This is a genomic window from Candidatus Hepatincolaceae symbiont of Strigamia maritima, assembly GCF_055505085.1.
Map to the genome: position 1 here is coordinate 1 of NZ_DBKDTU010000002.1, position 4,872 is coordinate 4,872.

At 34.3% G+C, this 4,872-nt stretch carries 3 protein-coding genes; all 3 read right to left on the reverse strand.

Annotated elements, in window-relative coordinates; translation table 11 throughout:
• Positions 1–799: 799 nt before the first annotated feature.
• The 3 genes from ACQCX0_RS00020 to ACQCX0_RS00030 are packed head-to-tail and all read right to left on the reverse strand — an operon-like array spanning position 800 to position 4,714.
• Complete coding sequence (locus tag ACQCX0_RS00020; protein ID WP_462561974.1) at positions 800–2,356, reverse strand: hydantoinase/oxoprolinase family protein; 1,557 nt, start codon at positions 2,354–2,356, stop codon at positions 800–802.
• Positions 2,356–3,444 (reverse strand): DUF917 domain-containing protein, encoded by a 1,089-nt coding sequence (locus ACQCX0_RS00025; RefSeq protein ID WP_462561975.1) that lies wholly within the window; start codon positions 3,442–3,444, stop codon positions 2,356–2,358. Before ACQCX0_RS00025 ends, ACQCX0_RS00020 begins: the two co-directional genes overlap by 1 nt.
• A complete protein-coding gene (locus tag ACQCX0_RS00030) occupies positions 3,425–4,714 on the reverse strand; it encodes a cytosine permease (RefSeq protein WP_462561977.1) in 1,290 nt (429 codons plus the stop codon). Before ACQCX0_RS00030 ends, ACQCX0_RS00025 begins: the two co-directional genes overlap by 20 nt.
• Positions 4,715–4,872: the final 158 nt, after the last annotated feature.

Sequence of the window (4,872 nt, forward strand, 5' to 3'; positions counted from 1 at the left end):
AATAGCACTAACTAACTCTTCCTTATTCATCCCCTAACTCCTATTTACTTACTTATTATGCAACATAACTACAAACTACCATATCTTCTACAACAATTTAAAGAGAAAAAGAATCTAAGCTATAAAATAAACTCTTGACAAATAAATAGATTCTATTTGTAAAAATCTGTCCCGTTTAAAACTGCCCAAATTCCCATTTAATTTGTCCCGCTACAGCATTGTAATAAATCTAAAGCTTCTAAATATTGCATATATAATTTATTACACTATTTACGGATAATATTATTATTTAATTATAATAAAAAAGTGGTATCTAATCAATCTTTTTAAAAATTCAAAAATAAAATTCAAAAATTAAAACTTGACAAATTATTCAATCTTATTCGTGTAAATTCTCGCCATTTAAAGTTTCCTATTTTGCCATTAAATTCTGCCAACTACAAAAAAAGTGGAATAAATACCCAAATTTTCAAGGTGATTCTTTTAAAATGGTCTCAATATTATTTCTAATAAAGAGACCAAGTAACATTATTCTGGTATATAATTGTCTTTAAAAATACAAACTTGACAATCCATTAACTACTATTACTTAAAATCTTCGACATGTAAATTGCCCAGTTTGACATTAAATTCTGCCAGCTACATATGGAGAAACCGGTTTAAAAGCAGGGTATAAAATACACTCTTACTTAATACAATCCAAACCCCATCAGTATTATGTTTTCCTTAGTGCTACTAGATTGATAAGCACTCCATGTATCTGTCTAAATACACAAGATTACCTAAAATGTAGTTATTTTTATTTTAATTCTCCGGCAGCTTTAACTTTAACTCTATTGGTATTAGCAGGATAGTACTGCAAAGGAACATCTTCAATATCTATAATTTCCACGGTATGAGGTAAAGCTCCGGCTTTAACGGCTAAATTCACTGCTTCTTTTTTTGCCTGTTCAAGTGCCTGTTCACGTGGTACTTGATCAAATGAAATAAGTTTTTCATAAACCCCGCTCACTTTTGATATTGCAGAGCCAATGGCATTTGCAACAGCAAAATTCGGAGGCTTGTACAGATTTTTTACCCCATCTATTTTTTGAGGAAGAAGTATGGAAGCACCCCCCACCAGTATAACATCTATATCCTCACTTGAAGATTTCATTAAATCTATGTTATTTCTAACCAATCTAAGTATTACCTCAAGTACTTTTTCAGCGAATATTTGGTCTATATGGGCAACCTTTGTAGCATCCCCGACATTAGCCATTCCAAGTCGTACTGCGATATCTGTAGCGGTAAGTATATTTCCTCCGAAGACTAAAGCTTTATCTTTAATAAGATAGCCAACACTATCAGGACCTACGGTAATTTTTCCATTTTTCTCACGGACTATTGACCCACCGCCTAACCCAATTGAGATTACATCCGGCATACGAAAGTTGGTTTTTACACCTCCTATGGTAACAGCAATACTGCTTTGACGAGGAAAACCGTTTTGCAACATTCCGAAGTCAGTAGTTGTTCCTCCTATATCAATAACCACGGCATTTGAGACATTAGAAAGATAACAAGCCCCTCGGATACTATTAGTTGGACCACAAGCAATTGTTAAAATGGGATATTTTCGTGCCTGCTCAATAGTCATTAGGGTTCCGTCGTTTTGCGAAAAATAAATCTCAGCATTATCTATACCCTCTTCACTAAGACTTGTTACAAATCCTTCAGTAAAATTACGTGCAACATCATAAAGTGCAGCATTAAGAATTGTAGCATTCTCACGTTCAATTAGTCCCATGCTACCGATTTTGCTAGATATGGAAATATGAACATTCTCACCAATGATTCCCCTACAAATTTTTGCTGCAATTACTTCATGATCATTTCTTACAAAAGAGAATACTTGACTAATGGCAATAGACTTTAAAGCCTTTATTTTACATTTTTCAAAAAATACCCGAGCTGCAATTTCATCAAATTGAGTAATTTCACTACCATCTCCTTCAAAACCACCCTTTATGATGTCAACTTCTTTAGCAATTATCTTAATGTCTTCTACCCAGTCAACCATAGGCTTAATTGCTAGAGTTGCAGGTGCCCCGATACGTAAAATCCCAACATCTGATAAATACTTACGTTCAATAATAGCATTAGTGCATTGGGTTGTGCCAAGCATAGCTCGTGTAATTAATTTTCTATCAATACAAGATTTATCTAAAACACTTTTTATTGCTCCGAGAATGCTTAAATATACATCAGAAGTAGTTGGTAATTTAACCTCTGCTACTACGTTTAATTTATTATCTATTAAAACTGCATCCGTGTTGGTTCCTCCAACATCTATACCTAAACGATATGTAGTCATTAGTTATCTCCTTTGTATCTTAATTCCACGGGAATATAATCTATATCATAACCAAAATAACGCGGACCCACAAGTTTAAGTCCTCTGTTGGTTCTCCATGCTTCAAAACATTTTAGACCTAAAATTAATACACGTTTTCCGTATTTTAGGGCATCAGTTGGTACTGGTATGAATGTTTCCGTATCAACAAGACAAATAAGATCAGGAGTTGTTGCAAGAATTTTATTATCAACAGAGGCTATAAGATTTTCATTTTGAAAGTTAACAAAAGCCTTTCTCCCTGTATATTCTCCTATTCCTTCAAATAAAGCCTTACCAAAATTAAAGGCTCCTCGAGTTTCTCGTTGTACATCACAGATTTTACCACAGAATAATTTATAGCCATCTGATACTTTTAAAAAGTTTTCTTCCGGTGTTCCTTTCCCTTCTTTAACCATACGTATTGCTTTACCAAGTTGCTCACTACGGGTAATAATATTTTTTACGACGTATTGTTTCATAAATACCCATTCCATAGAGTATAAAGAAACAGAAACCGAACCGCCACATTTAATAGTAACTGCTCTGGCAAGGTCTTCAGTCCATTTATTACTAATTGTATTAAAAATAGCACTGTTGCCCTTTTCATCAATTAAAGCCATGGGGGTTGCGGAAAGTCCGCCAATGGTGAAAGTAACCATCTGTAGTTCAGGAAAAGCCCGTCCCATACCATCGGCATCTATAACCGGCAATCCGCTACGAGCTGCTGCCACAAAGGGTAACATACTATTTACTCCTCCGGCTTCAATGGGCATCAGTGCAAAAATTTTTTTTCCGTAAAGTTGTGTCATCAAATCATAAAGTATTTTGTATTCATTTCCTCTGGCACCTTTTTCAGCAAGCACAGTAGGAGCTCCCATCATAGCTATAGGCACTATAAAAGCCTCATCTGGTACTTCCTGAGGATCAAGCATTGTTACTTCACCGCAATCTTGAATAGCACTTATCGCCATAAGCTTACCAATATAAGGATCTCCTCCGCCACCCGAACCAAGTAATGCAGCACCCAATGCAATATCTTCTATCTCCTTACATCCGATTTTTTTCATATGATATCTCCTTCTCTTTTACAGGGAGTATCTTAATTAGAATAATATATAAAACCATTGCTACAACTATTCCATTGAGAGGACTAATAAAAAACGGAATTATATTGGCAGTAGTATAGGCCACGGCAGCTGCTATTACAAATGAGATGACACCTGTTATATTAACTCCCTCTACTATTTTAAAGTTTTCAACTCTACCTCTGTTAATAATCCAATATGACGCTATTATTACACCGGCAACCGGAGGAATAAGAGATGAAAGAATACTTAAAAATGTAGTAAATTTGGAAACAATACCTATTGCTCCTAAAATTGTACCTAAAATTCCTGCTATAGCAGTTGTAATTTTCAATTTTACCTCACTTAAACCTAACATATTAGATATGGCAATCCCTCCTGAATATGCATTGAGAATATTGGTAGACCATGTTGCCAAAATCAAAATTGCAAGTGCAAAAGAAGGAAAACCTAAATAAACAAGAATTTCTGTAATATCAGAGTAACCGGAGGTTATACTACTTGCTGCTCCAAGACCCATAATTATAAGAGAGATAGGGAAAACTCCAATAATTGATGATTTTATAACATCAGAACGCTTCCGTGCATAACGAGAATAATCCCCTGAAATCACACCACCTAATGCAAAACTACCCACAACTATACTTATTCCAGTGACAAAATCCATTGGTGTTTGGGATTTATATGCCATAATAGTAACAAGCCCGTCCCCTTTGAAAAGAGATGCATAAGCTGTGTATATAAGCATAATAACTAATAAAGGAACAACAACATAACTGAAATACTTCAAGGATTTATAGCCGTATATTGCTGTTAAAACCATTATAATGCCCCAAAAAGAAGTGCTTATCCAGGGGGGAATAAATATTCCCGTAATATCATTAAACATAACACTAAAGGAATTTCCACAAACAGCGACTTGTACGCCGAACCAACCTATACAAGCTATTCCTAAAAGTAGACTGATTATAAAACGTGATCCTAGAGTTCCAAGGGCTTCTCCGGCGATTGCTACAGAAGGAAGTCCTGTATCGGCTGCTTGCATACCAATTAGAGACATATAAACACAAATAATAATAAAACCTATGATTAGTGTTATAATTACCATGTTCATTGAAAAACCAACGCTCAGAAAGCCACCAACCATCAAGGCAGGAATACAAATCATATTTCCAACCCATATTGATGCAAGACTAACCCAACTTTGTCGTTTGTCCATAGGTATTTTAAAGTCTGATTGATTGGTTAACATTGTCTTTACTTTTCTCAAAACATGAAGATTAATTTTTAATTAGTTTTTTATGTTATAGATAGATTATTGTGATATTTTTAATTTCTCTATTTTTTTATACCTATAAATAAATCTACAAAAATATTTAAATTATTAAATAATAATGGTTATAAGCATTT